Source organism: Ruegeria atlantica (assembly GCF_013032505.1).
In the GTDB taxonomy this organism is placed as follows: Bacteria; Pseudomonadota; Alphaproteobacteria; order Rhodobacterales; family Rhodobacteraceae; genus Ruegeria; species Ruegeria atlantica_F.
On the sequence record NZ_WQCG01000002.1, the window covers coordinates 338,118 to 353,491 of the forward strand.

11 protein-coding genes and 1 tRNA gene are annotated in these 15,374 nt (G+C 55.3%); 3 read left to right on the top strand and 9 right to left on the bottom strand.

All coding sequences use genetic code 11. The features are described from left to right. The 9 genes from GOW92_RS08705 to GOW92_RS08745 all read right to left on the bottom strand — a co-directional run bounded on the left by GOW92_RS08705 (position 1) and on the right by GOW92_RS08745 (position 12,635). On the bottom strand, positions 1-1,080 hold the full coding sequence (locus GOW92_RS08705) for an FHA domain-containing protein (protein ID WP_368040265.1): 1,080 nt from the start codon (positions 1,078-1,080) through the stop codon (positions 1-3). A gap of 179 nt (positions 1,081-1,259) precedes the next feature. Then, on the bottom strand, positions 1,260-3,446 hold the full coding sequence (locus tag GOW92_RS08710) for a serine/threonine protein kinase (RefSeq protein WP_170559922.1): 2,187 nt from the start codon (positions 3,444-3,446) through the stop codon (positions 1,260-1,262). 338 nt (positions 3,447-3,784) lie between these two features. Beyond that, positions 3,785-5,071, bottom strand: coding sequence for a dynamin family protein (locus GOW92_RS08715; RefSeq protein ID WP_170559924.1), 1,287 nt, complete (start codon positions 5,069-5,071; stop codon positions 3,785-3,787). Beyond that, complete coding sequence (locus GOW92_RS08720; RefSeq protein WP_170559925.1) at positions 5,068-7,110, bottom strand: dynamin family protein; 2,043 nt, start codon at positions 7,108-7,110, stop codon at positions 5,068-5,070. The genes GOW92_RS08715 and GOW92_RS08720 overlap by 4 nt, the downstream gene beginning before the upstream one ends. 66 nt (positions 7,111-7,176) lie before the next feature. After that, positions 7,177-8,037 carry a hypothetical protein gene (locus tag GOW92_RS08725; protein WP_170559926.1) on the bottom strand — a complete coding sequence of 287 codons (861 nt, stop codon included), beginning with the start codon at positions 8,035-8,037 and terminating at the stop codon, positions 7,177-7,179. 23 nt (positions 8,038-8,060) lie between these two features. Beyond that, entirely contained in the window at positions 8,061-8,462 is a 402-nt protein-coding gene (locus GOW92_RS08730) for a hypothetical protein (protein ID WP_170559927.1), read from the bottom strand. Between the two features lie 32 nt (positions 8,463-8,494). Then, positions 8,495-10,216 carry a dynamin family protein gene (locus tag GOW92_RS08735; protein WP_170559928.1) on the bottom strand — a complete coding sequence of 574 codons (1,722 nt, stop codon included), beginning with the start codon at positions 10,214-10,216 and terminating at the stop codon, positions 8,495-8,497. An 8-nt stretch (positions 10,217-10,224) separates the two neighbouring features. Continuing rightward, positions 10,225-12,237, bottom strand: coding sequence for a dynamin family protein (locus GOW92_RS08740; protein ID WP_170559929.1), 2,013 nt, complete (start codon positions 12,235-12,237; stop codon positions 10,225-10,227). 2 nt (positions 12,238-12,239) lie between these two features. Beyond that, complete coding sequence (locus tag GOW92_RS08745) at positions 12,240-12,635, bottom strand: hypothetical protein (protein ID WP_174822482.1); 396 nt, start codon at positions 12,633-12,635, stop codon at positions 12,240-12,242. A 775-nt stretch (positions 12,636-13,410) separates the two neighbouring features. Here GOW92_RS08745 and GOW92_RS08750 point away from each other — a divergent pair. The 3 genes from GOW92_RS08750 to GOW92_RS08760 all read left to right on the top strand — a co-directional run bounded on the left by GOW92_RS08750 (position 13,411) and on the right by GOW92_RS08760 (position 15,205). Further along, a tRNA-Leu gene (locus GOW92_RS08750) sits at positions 13,411-13,495 on the top strand. Between the two features lie 609 nt (positions 13,496-14,104). Then, positions 14,105-14,578, top strand: coding sequence for a hypothetical protein (locus tag GOW92_RS08755; RefSeq protein ID WP_170559930.1), 474 nt, complete (start codon positions 14,105-14,107; stop codon positions 14,576-14,578). Positions 14,579-14,851: 273 nt separating this feature from the next. Next, on the top strand, positions 14,852-15,205 hold the full coding sequence (locus tag GOW92_RS08760) for a hypothetical protein (RefSeq protein ID WP_170559931.1): 354 nt from the start codon (positions 14,852-14,854) through the stop codon (positions 15,203-15,205). The last annotated feature ends 169 nt before the right edge of the window (positions 15,206-15,374 follow it).

The following is a 15,374-nucleotide window of genomic DNA, read 5'->3' on the forward strand; positions in this document are numbered from 1 at the left end:
TCAGGAATCCCGCCAGTCAAAGCCATCGTCGCAGAATGCGGCAAAGCGAACTGATGTTTCGCTGATGCGGATCAGGTCTCCACTGGATAGCGCAACGGTGCTGAGAACCGGCTTGCCGTTTAGGCGAACCAGGTTCGCCTTACCGCCGTGTCCCAGATAACATTTGCGGTCTTCGGGGTCATAGGCAATCACCGCATGGTTGCTGCGGGAAATGCCGGTGTCTCCAAAATCCAGCTGAATGGCCTGATCGTCATTGCGACCAATCTGCATCAAGCCTTCGGTCAGCGTTATGCTCGCACCACGACCAGGGCCGCCGGTGACGACCAGCCAACCAACCGGGAACGATTGCTCGGCATTGTCTGTTTTTGCCGCAGGTTCTGCCGTTTCGATGAGGTCCTGCACATGTGTGTCAGCGCGTTCGAAGCCCAGGAAGGTTGTCTTGACGCGGCCGCGGCGATCTTCGGGGGCCGCGGACTGTGCCACCGGTGCGACTTCAACCTGTGATTCTTCGGCGACCGGTTCTTCTGAAACCGGCTCTGCGATGGACTCTGGTTCCGCGATGGGTTCGTCTGCAACGATTTCTACAATCTGTTCCGGCTCGGGGTCTTCGACTTGAAGCATCTCGTGCTCGACCACCTCTTCGGTAACCGCTTCGGCGTCTTCTTCTGTCGCCACTTCAGCGACTTCTTCAACCGCTGAGTGCAGTGTCAAAACAGTTTCAGTTTCGGGCTCGGGCGTCTCGTCCACCACGTCCTGAACTTCTGCTATGACCTCTGCGACGACGATATCATCTTCGGTTTCAGCAGTGTCTGCTGCTTCATCCTCAGAGAAATCCGGCATCTTTTCTTCAGGCACCAGCTCGTCAGTTTCTTCGTAGTTGTCCGAAGACATATTGCCACCCGCCAGAGCTGCGCGCAGGGCATTGAAGTCGGCGATTGGCTCGGCCTTTTCCGCCTCTGGAGTTGCGGCTTCCGCTACTTCTTCGGCCTCAGTTTCTTTTGGTTTGCCGGCACCTTCGAGAAGCCGGCTAAGAGGGCTTTTGTATTTGAACATGGTGTCGACACCTTTTATTCTTGGCACAGGACATCTGTCCTGTGGGGCTGCTTCTTACCTCTGTGCGAAGTTGCACAACGGCACGGATAGTTGGGATAACAAAGACACTTTCTACTTCCGCGACGGGCCGGTTCCCGTCAGGGGTACCAAACAAGGCACTACCCTCAGCAAACACACACTGGCAGATCATTTAGGAACCGGTCAGATTACTCCTGCGCTAGTGGCATGTCAGCAGTCGTCGCGACCCCGTTGCGCAAAATGCTAAAGCGGGCCTGAGGCTGGTTTTCGGATACGAGCCCGGCCAGCAAGACTTCCAGACTTTCCGAACCATCAATGCTCGTGCCCGAATTCGTCTCTGCGACTAGGATATCGCCTGCCTGCAAGTTGCCTGCCGCCTCTGGCGGAACCGAGGTCAGAACTGTTTTCCACCCGGTGCCGTCTTTGTTTTGAATTGCGAAAACATAGCCGTTTTCCAGGCCCAGCACCCGCATCGCGGGCAGCGCCAACAATCCGTTCTGTGGGCGGGTTTCGCCCAATGTACGATAGCGGGCCGAGACACGAATGTAGCCGTCCGGGTCTACGTTCAGATCGTTCAGAACCTGAGCGGCAAATGTCGTGTCCGCCTGCACGGGCTTGCCGTTCAGAGTAAAGATGGTTGCGCCACGTTTGACCCATTCACCTACAATTGCCGGGTCCATGTCCTGGTCGACGCCAGTAACTGCGATCACGTTGCCAGTTGAAGCCCGACGTCGTGAAGTCTGAAACGGGATGTCCACGTCCCAATGCGAAAATGCAGTCTGTTGTTCTGCCAAGTTTACCGGCTTTTGTTCTTCCAGGTTTACAGGTTCCGCGGGAACAAGTGGCGTAGGCTCGACTGTAGCGGCTTCAGCCGTTTCCGTTGCCCCAGCGTCTTCCTGGTCCGTTGCAATCGGTTCTTCTTGCGCCTGCTCGATAGGCTCTGGAGTGGCTTCGACCTCAACCGGTGCGGGCTCAGTAGGTTCTGGCGCCGGCTCCGCAATAGCTGCAGTCACCTGCTCGACCGTTTCCTGCTCGGGTGTTTCGACTGCGGCGACTTCTTCCGCTGTTTCCGTCGTTACGGGTGATTGGGTCGATACGGTGTCTTCACCCGGAGTATCTTTCCCGGACATAAAGAAGAACCCACCGGCCGCCAAAGCGGCCACCACAGCCACACCCGCAACTACCTTGCCGGCACCGCTGGAACCGCTTTTGACCACAGTGTCTACTGCAACGGCGGCTTCTTCTTTTGCGGTGAACGTAGCAAGCCCCTCGTCGTTCTTATCCTCATTGCCCAGTGCAATGTCTGTGTTACCGGCCAGCAAAGCGGTGACGACGGCTTCGGCGTTCTCGCTTTCCGCCTTGATCCTGGCTTTTTCTTCTTCTTCGTCTTTTTGGTCCATCGCAACGATCACCGACACCGGCCGGTAATCGAAGCTGTCGAACATTACGCTGGGCCCACGGAACATACGCAGCCAATCCAGTGCGGTCTGCAGGCGATCCGTTGAGTGAACTTCCATAGCCTTGTCGATGGCTTCAAGGAACCCTTCGGGATAGCCTTCGAAGCGTCCGGCCAGTGGAGTGTAGGGGTCCTGCTGGCTGTTGTTGAAGGCGTTCAGGCGGGTTTGGCCGTCGATCGGACGTTCGCCACTGATTGCGTGATAGAGCGTCGCCGCAAGAACATAAAGGTCACTGCTTGGCCCTTGCTCAGCGCCGCGCACGTAAAATTCGTGCGGTGAATACCCGTCCTTGATGACCCGCAGTGTCATCAGTGCAGCAGATTGGTGCGCAGCCTGTTCGCGCGCAGCACCAAAGTCGATCAGAACCGGATCGCCGTTTTCGTCTATTAGGATGTTGTCGGGCGAAATGTCCCTATGCAGCATGCCGCTTTGGTGGATGAAAGACACCGCCGACAGCATTTTTTCCGTGACCTGAACGATAAAGTCGGGGCCAGCCTTGTTTTCGGGGTTCTCGACATAGTCCAACAGATCGCAGCCGCGGATGTAGTTCATCGCGATATAGGCTGTCTCGTTGTCTTCGAAGACCTGATGTACGTCTACAATGTTGGGGTGCACCAAACGGGCGTGATTGCGCGCCTCGAGGATAAACAGGTCGATGATCGCGCGCAGGTCGTCTTTGTAACCCGGTTCAACCGGTTCAACCAAGTCGCCATTGCGACGGCAAAGGGCACCAGGATAGCACTCTTTAATCACCACCTCGCGTTCCAGGCTGTCACGCGCAAGATAGGTGATCCCAAACCCGCCATTGCTGATAAAACGCAGGATTTCATACTGCCCGCGCAACAGCTTGGCGCCGGGTTGAAGTCCTTCAATTTTCGGTTCGTCGTGCGTCGCGCCGACGGCCTGGTTGTGGCTCATTTCTTTCCGCCCGTTCTAATCGTTTTGCGGCTTTACTTAACTGGGCTTACAGCCCGCGAACTCACAACCAAACACAACCGCAGGACACTCATGAACGTTAGACGTTTCAAATTTGACATTATTGGGGCCGCCTGATGGCTTCACTAAGAACCCAGTGCCGTGAAAATCTATATATTGTGTTAGGACTGTGGTATTCTACTGCATATTGAATAGCAGGCGGTAAAATTTGCGGACTGAGTGCCTGTTTTTTACGTATTGGGCATCAAATCCGAAACAATACACCCGCGATTCTAAAGGCTTCGAATCGCCGTGCACGGCTCAATTAAAACGGGTGGAGGTCAGGTTCCGGTTTTTGGCTGAACGGAATCGACGCGGCTGCCGGCCCAGGCGAGGTTGTCGCTGAGCTGTGCGAGGATGCTGATCGCATCCTTGAGGGGGGCGTCACCACTTTCGAATTGCAGTAGCAAAAGAAGATCCGTTGCCTTTTCGAACTCACCAGGAATCCAGTCAGCTTCGGCCGCGATTTCGCCCCCTTGCTCAAGACGCTCTGCAAAGTCTTCGACGATTTCCTGACAGCTGTTCAGGAATGCGGCGGGTTCGATATCCGATGTTTCGCGCAAGTCGTCATAGATACTTGCAATAGCCGCCAGCCAATCTTCGAGGATCGGATTTTCCAGAGGGGGAAGGGCGGATTCCAGAGTAGCATGAATCGAGGGTGTTTCGACTGGCGTCGGCTCAGGGTCGTGCATATTCTGGCTGGATAGAAATGGAAGAAACTCCTGCTCGATATCCTTTCTGGCAGCTTCCAAATCTTTCAAACGCCGTTCCGACGCGACTTGCAGGACCTGTTCGGCAAGGTTTTGTCCGCCGCAGGTCTCCCACAAATCGAAATCAGGTTCGGGCTCTTGCGCCATAGCCTTGACGGCCACCGGCGTGCCGATGGGCACGACCGAGCGGAAAAATTCGCCTTTTTCCTTTTCCAGCCGGTTCAGAACACGGTCCAATGCATCACGAACCGGAGGAAGGTCCGTGTGGGTCACTGCCAACAAACTGTTTGAGCGCAACTCTTGCGGAACTTGTGCCCAAAGGTGGCGTTCTGTCTCTCGCCAGGCGTTTGTTCCGTTAGTGCACCATATGGCGCAATCGACATAGGACAAAAGTTCCAGGGTGGATTTGTAGGTATCGTCCAGCGCGCCAGTTCCAGGCAGATCAAACAGAGAAATTTCCTGCAGGGCCGGAGTATTCAGCCCGACCGAGATAAAGTCCGGATTATCGGCCGCAGCTTTTTCCAAAGCGATGCCAGAATAGACTTTGGGTTCCTTGTCCCACCAGCCAACTGTGGTTTCCGGTGTATCCGAATACGCAACAATGACCAATGGCAGTTTCAGATGCTGAGGACCCGTGGGTAGAATATCCGCCCCGGCCAGCATGTTGGCGAGACTGGATTTCCCGGCCCCGAATTCCCCGGCGAAACCGATATTGACCGCGTTCGAAAGCCGTTCGGCATGAAACAAGGCGCGTTCGCGCATCTTGTCCAGACCTGCCTCTGACGGCAGGTTTTCGGTGGCGGTCAGGAAGCGTTCAAGCTTGCGTACTTCCTGTTCGGTTCCGGGAAATTCAATCATTCCGCAGCCTCTGCTAATTTCTTGCGGGCGTTACTGCCGCCAAACACCGCATCCAGATCATCTGCGACACGTTGCGCCTGATCGAATGCCGCCTGTGCTTCCGCACGAACATTGGTTTGGCCGGATCCGACGCGTTGTTCAAGATGTCCGGCCAACAATGCCAGATAGTGGTCAAGAACGGTGTTCAGACGTTCCAGCAGATCTGTACGTGCTGTGTCCACCAGATCGTCCCCGATCATTTCGAACTCTTGAACGATCATACGCTCGGCCCGCGCGACGACACTTTTGCGCGAGATCAGACGGGACAGCCAACTGACGCGCAATTCCACGGTAATGCCCCGCGTAAGCGCGGTGGTGTCTGGGCGGAACCAACGAACCGCACTGGTATTCATCCGACTGTCGGCCGGGTCCTGCCAGCCGGGCAGGGCGCGAAGGGCGGCATTGCTGTTCATGTCTATGGCGTAAAGTTCGCTGAGCATCCGCTGTCGGACCACTTGAGTTGCACCCTGAACCAGTTCGCGCATGCGATCCCGCAGTGGTGAAAAGTTCAGCTCGGTGTCACCGCCTTTGGCCAACAGGGGTGACGCGCCATTCGGCCCCCGGACAACCGCGGAAACAGCCTCTGACACAGTGTCATCCATAACCCCGCGAAGATTGGCCAACACATCATCCATGTCGTCGATGATCTCAGTGGTTTTTTGCGAAACCAGAGTGCGCAGTTCGGCCAGTGTTTTATCATTTTCACTGCCGCTGGTCAGATCAGCAGAGTTTTCATCATCAATCGCGCGCAGATGGGCCTTGGAGCGTTCAAGCTCACCTTGGGCAAAGCTGTTAAGGTGCTGCCAAGCCATCTTGAGCTGTTCGTCACGCGGCCCTTGAGTCAAAGCATGGGTAACGTGACGGCGCAGATCGGGCAGACCGGAGGCAATCATTGCCGCAAAGCGCAGAACACCCTCGCGACTGATCGGGCCGGGGCCTTGCTTGATCTCCTCAACACCGTCCAGATACTGTTTCATCTGCTCGGGGTGGGCGCGCAGCCAGGCCAGAACATGATCGTGGTTCACTCCGGTATCGTCACCGGTCAGCGCATAGTGAGCCCATTGGGCGCTGCCCATAAGAACGTCGATGTTTGAGTTGCCCAGTGCTTTTTCAAGGCCTTCCAAAACATCCGTTCGGACTTTTCCAGCGTCTTCGGCTCCGCCGCCCAACTCGTCTACGCGGTTGATGAACACGACGATCTGTCCCAGTTCCAGAGCCTGCATCAGACGGAACAGCTTCAGATCCGCCCGTGAAAGGGCCTGATGCGCAGATAAAACCACAACAAAGAAATCGGATTCTTTGAGATACTGGCGCGAGATTTCTTCGCGGATCAGCAGAGGGTCGTTGACGCCGGGCGTGTCTGTGACGGTCAGCGGGAACGGAAAGTGGCCGATGTCAAAGTACACCTCGGCCTTGCGCGTGATGTCGCTGTACAATCCCCGATCGGAACCGGGATCATATTCCTCGCTGTCGGTCGGATCGTCGCCGGCGCAAACATAACGGGCCAGATCGTCCGAGTTCAGATGCTCCAGATCGTGGTGTTGGCCGAGCAACTGCTCGTAACTATCGCCCAATCGCAGTTGGGCGCGGGTTTTCATCGCGTCGACCTGCTCTTCGATCATTTCGCGCTTATAACTGTCCTCGTCATCGGGGAACATATTGCGCAGTTCTTCGCCCTCGGCGATCAACGCCTGCCACTGACGGTTATCGAAGAAATGGAATTCGGCCCCTTCGGTCCGACCCGAGGGGTGACCGAAATGCATATCGGTGATCACGGTTGTCCAAGGATTCACGTCCGAAGGTAGGTATTCTGCCTGCCCAGTGAACCCGTTGATAAGGCGGGACTTACCAGCCTTGATCTGCCCGACAAATGCGATTGACGGTTTCAGATTGGATAGATCGCCTACAATGCGCGAAATAAACTGGCGGGTCTCGTCATTGCTGACCCCGTTCATATCTTCGGCTATTCGAATTAACTCACGACGGTTACTTTCACTCATACTTTTACCCTGGGTACTTGCAATCACAGATTGAATTAGTCGAAAAATTGAATGTTACGGGCGCATTCATTGGGAATGCTCCGTCAGAGATGTCCACAGATTCACTATGGCTCCAAGTTTGCGGGCCTCATGAACTACCATGGAGAATTCTTTGCCATCATTCATGACAGCCAATCCGGAACGTTTGCCTCCGGAAGGGCGCATAACGATCAGTTGTGGATGATCCAGAGCGCTGGCTGTGTCATCATCCCAGCCTGAAAGGTCACGGGCGAATTGCGCCAATAAGGTATGATCGGCATGCAATGACTGATCTTCAGCGCAATCGCCATCCGACTGAATCAATTCCCCGTTCGGGGCTTTGGCCTGGATGCGGCCAACGGCCAAACGTTGGCTGCCTTGGTAGAACAAGCCGACCAAGCCGTCCGTATCGTCCTCAGATTCCACGTCGACATTAGGCTCGGTGGTGTCTGGAACAACGGATATGACGGGTTCTGCGGGCATTTCGATCGTCGTGCAGGCTTTGGCAATTTCGCTGAACGTGATGCCTACATCGTCCGCTTCAAGCATGGTGTCCGGTCGCAGCGAGATCATGCTAAGCGGCGCAGGTGCCGCGGCAATATCGGTTACCAGTTGCGCCAACTGGCCAGCCAGCGCTTCTCGCTGTTCGGTTTCAAAGTCCGGCGCAACGCCGGATCGGACGCGAAAAACGTCGGTAACCCGAGAGCTGTTAACCTCAATCGCGAGGCAATCGCCATTGGCCGCCGTGAACTCCAGCCGACGTGGTAAAACAGTACCACGGATGGATTGCAGCACCCTATCGCGACGCTCAACGGCCGTGTCACCCGAAAGCGCAACGGCAGGTTCCAGCCGTGCAACCGATGATCGCCCGATATCCTCGAGCAGGTCGAGTATGTCTGTATCCATCATGCCGTGACCCCCTCTGGTCCCGTCTAAACTGCGGCCGCGACCGGCCCCAAACTGAGATGCGATTTTGTCAGTGCCAATCCTACATTCGCGCTGTTGCGACAGATGTAGCAGACTACGTGATCCGGATAGGCCTCTGTCCTCAAAAATATGTTCAGCCGATCCCCTGAAAACACAGCGATTTCCCCAAACCCCGGATTTTCAGCATCGGCATTCCCCGATTGCCGCAGCAATGTTTCAAAAGCACCGACACCGCCGCCTTGAAACAGGTTCGCCACCGCAAGAGCGAGACTGTCCAGCACCTTTGCGTCCTCTTGATCGGTAATGCTGGTCCCCAATAACATCCCTGTTTCCATGTCGACGTACCCGGCTGCAACGCAGTCGGGTATCGTTTCCATCGCGGATTTCAGTGCGGCTTCGATAGACATCGGGTGTCCCGTCCTTCTACCTTGGTTTCACGTTATAAAACATGCCATTCAGCCCCGCCTTTGTTTCCGGTTTTCGGAAGCGTTGGCACATCTTCATTTGCGTCACGGGCGCTGTGTTCAGCAGCGATCTTGTCGAACTCTTCAAGGAAGGCTCCGAATACTTTTTTCAGGCCTTCGACGTCTTCGGGAAGATCTTCGCCTGTCGTAATCTCACGCCACATCGCCGACGCGCTGAGGGTTGATCCGGCATCCACACTCAATAGTTGCTCCAACGTTTCAGACTCGGGCTCTGCGTCTGAAGAGGTGCCGTTCGGCATGGGCACGACCTGTGTTTCGATCAGGCCGCTGGTTTCAGGTTCCGGTTCGAATTCATCAGCCGCACCATTGGATTGCTCGGCAAGCAAGGCAGCAATGGAAGACACGGAAACATCAGCGCTTTGAGCGTCCACTTGAGGTTCGTCGGCCTCACTGGTTTCAGGCGCATCAGCCAGCTTACCCTCATTCGATGTCCCAAAGGGGTCCTGGCCATCGAAGTTGATGTCAGGCTGTTCTGCTTCGTCTTCACCTTCCAGTTCCAAGGAATCTTCTTCGTCGAAATCCTCGTCATCTAGTTCAAGAAACGCGTTTTCTTCCGAAGGGATTTCCGTGATATCTGCCAAATTTAAAGGTTGGCTAGGTGTTTCCCGGAAGAATGACCGTAGCTCGTCCTGATCGGTTTCCGTTTCAGGTTTGGTTTCTTCTGATATCGCGGTCATCTCAGCGCGCAACCGCTCTGCCTCATCCGCATCAATCCGGGGGGCACGTTCGGTATCGTTTGAGCGTGCTTCTACGCGGGCAGGGCGTACAGGAAAGCTGGTTACCACTTCGTCCTGCGCATTTTCGTCCTGAACGGGATTGACCAGCTTCAGCGGAGTGGGCTGTTCGGCACTTTCAGTAGTTTTGCGTGGGCGGATCGGTTGGACACGTGGCCCATCAGCAAGGCTATTGTCGATCTGGTACCGCGCCAACATGTCTGCGCGATTGTCCATGATCTGCTCGGTGATCTCAAGAAAGCTGTCCACCATCTTGCCACCACCGCTGCGTCCCCACAGTTCAGCATCGCCGCTCTTGTCGCGCGCGATGATCGCATCGCGGGCCGAGAACAAAATTGACCGGTTAAACAGGTGTCCGGCCTCACGGTTGACGCGGCGCAACACCTTCTGGCGGTCTTTCGGACCCAATGTATCCGCACGTGTTACCAGCAGCAGCGAGTTATGCTGCAACCGTTCCGGCAGAGCGACCCATGTCGCCCGCTCGGTCTCGCGCCAGGCTTGGGTTGCATGTGTGCACCACAGCACGCCATTGGCCTGACCTACGGCGCGACGCCATACATCGGTTGAAATCTTGGGGTCCGAGATACCCGGCGTGTCGATCAGATCAACCGCTTCGAGAATGTCGGATTCCAGAAAAATACGAACGAATTGGGCGTCGTTTACACCGACCGACTCCAACGCATCCAACTCGATGTTTTCGCGTGTGCCGTCGTGGCGCTGTACATAGGCAGATTGCTTGCCCCAACTGAACCAGACGGGAGGCAATTGTGTGGCCGTCACCTGAGTCGGCAGCGTATGCGACCGAAGCAGAAAGTTCATCAGCGTCGATTTGCCGGCGCTGAATTCACCCATGAGTGCAAAGATCGGCTTGCGGCGGGACCACTGCTCGATGCGTTCCCATGCTTTGGGCGAGACGAAACGGGTTTGTGAGTCTTTTGCCATATCGCTACTTATGCTGCCTCGTTACTAAGATCTTTCAGGATGTCGCCCAGAATATCGTCACGCGATTTCTGTGGTGTCAGTCCTGCCATCAGAGCTGCGTTGCGGCTTGGGTCATTCTCGGCTGAGGCCGAAATGCTAAGCAACGTCTCTTTCTGCTCGCGCATGAAATCCGACAGGATTGCCCGAACGTTTTCCAACACGGCGGCTACTTGGTTTTCCTCAATGTCCTTGGTGATCGAATTCGCCTCGGACGTGATCAGGCGGGTATAGTCGGCGGCGTAGGCTTCGAACCCTTTTCGGCGTTGCCACCAGCGGCGCCACCACGTGCTTTGCAGATCCAGCGCAATGGTTCGCCCGATGCCAAGCGGGGGCGGTACACGCGGAACGATGGGCGCTTCGATACTGAACTCACCCAAGTGGTTGCCCAGAATCTTCTGGTAAAGGGCCTCAATATCTGCGGCTGCAGTATTGTACAGCGCACTTGCTTCTTTGCGCATCGATCGCGCAAAGCTGAAGTATGCCGCCTTTTGCAAAGTCCGGAGCCCCGCAGGGTCATACTGCCATGTGCCCTGTTCGCCATTCAGCTCCAAGTGAGCTATCAGCGAGTCCGTCGCGCGTTTGACAAAGTTGGTTTCCGCCGAGTTCAGTCGTTCCAACACCTTGGCACGCAAGGATGCGGTCAGTTCGGCCGCTTTCTTTTCGTACTGCTCCGAGAGCGTTGCGATCGCTTCTTCGGGTGACACACCGTCCAAGTCGCGCACGAGACCTTCGCCACCCGAAAGGGTTTTGGCGACAGCCGTAGCGCGGATTTGGCTGGCGATGTTCCGCGCGCGGTGGCGCACTCGATCCAGCAGACGGTTGCCTGCGCCTTCGGCAATGCGTTCGTTCATGGCCAACAGCAGATCGGGCAGACCGGACAGCGCCCAGATCTTGTCGAGCGAGGGGGCCTGATCACCAAAACCGGCCGCCAGGTAGAACGTGTTCAACGCCTCTCGCGATTCATCAGACAAAATTTCGGGGTTACCCGTCAACGCGGCTTCAGCCCATAGGGCGCTGCCAAAAATGACGCTGGTGCTGGAATCGATATTGTTCTGTTTGAGCGTATCCAGGATACGATCACGGATTTCCGGGACCTGATTGACCGGATCTGCCAGTTCGTCAATTCGGTTCACAAACAGGATGATCTGCCGATTTTCGAATTGCGCGATAATCCGCATCAGCGCCATGTCCATTGTCGTCAGCGCCTGGCTGGCAGCCAGAACAACAACGCAGACCTCTGATCCGCGCAAGCTGCGCAGAGTAATCTGCTCGCGGACCATAAAGGTATCGTTGACACCCGGCGTGTCGCACAGTTTCAACGAAATCGGATATTGCGGAATGTCCATATACAATTCCGCCGACTTCGTCACATCAGCGAACCGCCCGGTCTTTGGGTTTATGTCGGGATCGTCTTCGTCACCCAGACAGACATAGCGCTGGATCAGTTCTTCATCGAAGTAATCATACTGATGGCTTTGCCCCAGAATAAGGTCGAAGTGCTGGCCCAGCCGGGATTCGGATTTGGCCTTCATCTCACCAATCTGGCGGCGAATGTCATCCATCTCGTCATCTGCACCGGCACGGTTTGCCAGTTCACCCAGACGGCCGCCGCCGACCATCAGGTTGTCCCATTCTTCCTGTTCGAAGAAGGTAAACTTTGCACGTTTGTCCCCTTCGGTGCGGGTATTGATGTTCAGTGTGGTCACCACTGACGTCCACGGGTTCACATCCGACGGCAGTAGGGCGGGGCGCCCGGCCAAGATGTTCACGATCGAGGACTTTCCGGCCTTGACCTGGCCGACCATAGTTACGCTGGCCGTGAAATTCTCCATCCGCGTCTTGAGCGTCGCAAGTCGAGCGGACGAACGCGCATCCGCCACCTCTGTCAATTGATCAATCTGTGCGGTCAGCGAAGTCATCGCCGACGTCATGGGCGTCAGTGCCTCATTGCCAACTGACAAAAGATGGTCGTTGCGCGCCATGTTCAGCCTCCGGTTCCTGTTGCGGCCAACGTGTCCGTTGGCGTGCTGGTCATGGTGTCGATTCGAGCGATGAGATTCAGCGCATTACCCAGGATTGCGGCTTCGGCCCCCGGAGAAATCGATTCGAAGGTGTGGCAATCGGCCAAAACTTCGATCGAACTGAAACGCTCGCTGTTTTCAAGTCGGGCGAGACGACGCCCTGTCGGAAAGCCCTCAGATTTGGTTTCAGGCAATGGCATGCGCGAATTGGCAAGCAGGTATCGCCGCCCGGATCGCGTGCGCAATGACACGCCAAACCCGGTGTTCGGATGGTCGCGGTTCAGGGATTTGAGTTCACCAAGAAAACTTTCACGCGCAAGGCCAACGGCTTCTTGCTCGGCAGCAGCGGAGTTCATCATATTGGTCACGTTTCAGACCCTTGTACTGGAGTTGAGCGAAAAAAAACTCGTACAGCGCCCGAGGGCAAAAAGACTCATTAACTCCTGCCGCTCATCAATGACTTTCAAGGCGGTCTTATTTTGACGCGAATAAGATATTTTGGCGTTTGAATTGTGGCGCAAATGTGTTGTGCATTGCTTTTGTTCTTCAACCTATGGGCGTATTTTGACATCGATATAGGCAAAAATACTTTTAGTTCGCAGTCTGAGCGAACTGACTTTTTAAGGAGATGCGCGAGCGACGCATTTTGAGAAACCCACTTAATATACTGTTTTAAATAAGTTTTAGTAACCTTCTAAAACCAAGTTTACGCAAGTGACAACTGTAAAACAAATACCTGTCGTGAATGCTTTTGAGTTTTCGCCATTGGTAGCTTTTCCAGAGAGGAAGGCGATGCTCAACGTAAGCTTGTTTTCATTTTATCACCAAATGACCCGGAATGTTGCCTGAAGAGGGACAATAAAAACAGCCAAAATTGACAAGAGAATTCTGTTGATCTGTTTGAAAAGCAATTTGAATGGAAGATTTTTTGTTTCCAACGCAGCAACACGTTAGGCATATCCAAGGCCCGCTTGGCGGCAGCTTACGGCAAAGGTTACGGGTGCTCGGAGTTCGGCTTGGGAACATATTGCCTTGTTGTCATCAATAATCTTGCATGCAACGCGATTTTCCCTCTCGCACTCCGTTGCAAGCTTTGCTATTGACGCCCACATTCTGGCACTGAGTGCCTGGGTTGCGGGTGTGGCGAAATTGGTAGACGCACCAGATTTAGGTTCTGGCGCCGCAAGGCGTGGGGGTTCAAGTCCCTCCACCCGCACCATATTGAGATAAAACAGAAAAATAAGTTCTTCGAGTATCGGCCCTTCCGGAAAACTTGCTACTGCTACAATTCTGCTACGCAAGGCGCAGCTACTGTAGCAGCATGGCTGCCCCTCGATTCACGACTGTAGCGGCGCTCGTCACCTAAGTTTCTTACAGCAGCTTCAGCGGGAAGGCATGCAGCCCTAACGGCGGGCCTTTTGCATCCCAAGGCCGGACAAGCCGCATCATGCAAATAGCATTGCAAACGGCATGAACCGTTTAACCGTTCAGATTTTGTCGGATATCGTTCCTATGGTATCATATGCTCACAGGCCAGCATCGGGGATGCTGTCCCAAGCGCCGGGGGCGCTTTCTTCCAACAACAAGATATGAGGCCTGACATGCTCAGTACGAGTCAGGTCGGGGAGGCTCTCGGCATCTCGTATCACGCCGCTAGACGTCTTCTTAACCGACCTTATCCGCTTCCCTGCGCCTTTGCTTCGCCCAGCGCGAAGGGCGGTGGCAGGGAGAAGCTTTACGCAATCAGTGTGGTTCTTCCTCGCGTCAAGGACGCAGGATTCACCGACACTTTCTACATTCGCTCACTTTTCAAGAAGGGGAACTACCCATGGGCACCTACGACCTGAATCGCATCGAAAATCTGGAGCGCGGCCTCACGCAGCCGCAGGCTGAAAAGCTGGAAAAGGTCCGGCAGAATATGGCGTTGTCACTGGCGCGGGAGTACGGAAATCGCCTCTCGCCCATGATGGCAGAGAAGCTTGTCCGGGAGGTGATCTTGCGCCCGGAAGTGCTTGCACATCTTGAAGGTGCCACGGTGGCAGAGCTGCCGTCAGAAGTGGGCGGTTGGGCGCGTTGGGCATGCGACGGGGTAAGCGGTTGCGAACTGTCGCAGCGCTCGCTGGCAGCATCTGACGACGACCTGCGCGAGCGATTGAAGAATGAGGTTCTGGCAGAAATTCCGCGCGCTCGAAAGATGGCAATGGCGCGCGATGAAGGCAAGCTGGACCTTTACGTATCAGAGCGGGTCGCCCAGCGCTTCGAGCACGAAATCGCCAAGGGATATGGACATGGGGGTGTCTGACACTCGACTTGCGCTGACGCGGTATTGGCGCCGTTGTCAGCTCTGGCACGCCGCTCGGCTGGCTTGTTCGGATTATGTGACCTTCCGGCAGAGCTGCCCCGCGATTGAGCGCGCAATTGCGGCAAGCCTTGAAGACGAATTTGGGGGATAGGGCCGAACGTCTTGCTCCCCGGAAGAAAAGGCGGCGGCACCCGCAGTGCAGGTTTTGCGTGAAAGTTTCGCCGCCGTCTGTATCCGATCACCACAAAACACCTGCTATGGAGAAATAGAAATATGACCATCGAAGACACGCCCGCCGAGAAGCTTCTGGCTTCTGAGCTTGCTATGTTGCTGGGCAACATCATCCACCGTTTGAAGCGATACCAGACCGACGGTTTCCGTGTGCGTTTCGCCGAGTTCGCCGCACGCTGCTGCAATGACGATAGCCGTCTCGCCCGCCGCGTACTTCTGCGTACGGGATGGGTGCCTGCCGAAGGTGGCGAATGGTTCGTCGGCAAGGGGACGCACCCGCTTACCAAGGTTACCGACTGGGAGACGCTGGAATCGATCTGCGAAACTATTCTTGATGACTACCGGCCCATCTCCGAAGGGGCATCGCGGCCTGTCGCGTTGGCATTAGCGTCCTGATTGTTTCAGATCGTAACATTACGTTATCGCAGAAGCTCAGCTTGAAGCAGAAAAGAGGTGCCATGGCACCTCATGTGCGACGGGTAAATTTGGCTTCAAGCTGAATTAATTAGATAGTTCAATCACTTAATACTTTGGCCCGTTGCCCGTGACCGTGGCCCCGGCTAGT

Excerpts from the sequence above, each read along its gene's own strand:
- GOW92_RS08710 (WP_170559922.1), bottom strand. The coding sequence starts at position 3,446 with ATGAGCCACAACCAGGCCGTCGGCGCGACGCACGACGAACCGAAAATT.
- GOW92_RS08715 (WP_170559924.1), bottom strand. The coding sequence starts at position 5,071 with ATGATTGAATTTCCCGGAACCGAACAGGAAGTACGCAAGCTTGAACGC.
- GOW92_RS08720 (WP_170559925.1), bottom strand. The coding sequence starts at position 7,110 with ATGAGTGAAAGTAACCGTCGTGAGTTAATTCGAATAGCCGAAGATATG.
- GOW92_RS08725 (WP_170559926.1), bottom strand. The coding sequence starts at position 8,037 with ATGATGGATACAGACATACTCGACCTGCTCGAGGATATCGGGCGATCA.
- GOW92_RS08730 (WP_170559927.1), bottom strand. The coding sequence starts at position 8,462 with ATGTCTATCGAAGCCGCACTGAAATCCGCGATGGAAACGATACCCGAC.
- GOW92_RS08735 (WP_170559928.1), bottom strand. The coding sequence starts at position 10,216 with ATGGCAAAAGACTCACAAACCCGTTTCGTCTCGCCCAAAGCATGGGAA.
- GOW92_RS08740 (WP_170559929.1), bottom strand. The coding sequence starts at position 12,237 with ATGGCGCGCAACGACCATCTTTTGTCAGTTGGCAATGAGGCACTGACG.
- GOW92_RS08745 (WP_174822482.1), bottom strand. The coding sequence starts at position 12,635 with ATGATGAACTCCGCTGCTGCCGAGCAAGAAGCCGTTGGCCTTGCGCGT.
- GOW92_RS08755 (WP_170559930.1), top strand. The coding sequence starts at position 14,105 with ATGGGCACCTACGACCTGAATCGCATCGAAAATCTGGAGCGCGGCCTC.
- GOW92_RS08760 (WP_170559931.1), top strand. The coding sequence starts at position 14,852 with ATGACCATCGAAGACACGCCCGCCGAGAAGCTTCTGGCTTCTGAGCTT.